Annotated in this window: 1 protein-coding gene; it reads right to left on the bottom strand. The window is 51.1% G+C overall.

All coding sequences use genetic code 11. The annotated features are described in order from the left end of the window. The coding region (locus R7Z50_RS27475) for an ATP-grasp domain-containing protein (RefSeq protein ID WP_318149745.1) at window positions 1–704 on the bottom strand (704 nt) is incomplete at both ends.

Genomic DNA, 704 nt, shown 5'->3' with positions numbered 1-704 from the left:
CCAGAGATTGACCCGCCATTACACGTGCAGCGATTTTCGCCAGTGGTGCACCTGTCGCTTTCGATACGAATGGTACCGTACGCGCAGCACGAGGGTTGACTTCAATTAGGTAAACTTCGTTGTCTTTTACTGCGAACTGCGTGTTCATCAGACCACGAACACCAAGTTCGAACGCCAGCTTCTCAACTTGCTCACGCATCTTGTCTTGGATTTCTTGGCTTAGTGTGTAAGCAGGAAGCGAACATGCAGAGTCACCAGAGTGAACGCCCGCTTGCTCAATGTGCTCCATGATGCCGCCGATAACCACGCGCTCACCGTCACAGATAGCGTCGATATCCACTTCTGTTGCATCATCTAGGAATCGGTCTAGTAGAACTGGAGATTCATTCGATACGCTTACTGCTTCGTTGAAGTAACGACGCAAGTCTTGTTCATCGTAGACGATTTCCATCGCACGACCACCCAAAACGTAAGATGGACGAACAACGAGTGGGAAGCCGATTTCACGAGATTTCTCAACCGCTTGCTCCATCGCCGTTACTGTTGCGTTTTGTGGTTGTAGAAGACCTAAACGCTCAACTGCAGCCTGGAAACGCTCACGGTCTTCTGCGCGGTCAATCGCATCCGGGCTTGTACCGATGATTGGCACGCCTGCAGCTTCTAGTGCGCGAGCCAGTTTAAGTGGCGTTTGACCACCGTATTGA

This window comes from Vibrio sp. 1249-1 (genome assembly GCF_033340495.1).
This window is presented reverse-complemented; position numbering and strand designations above follow the sequence as displayed.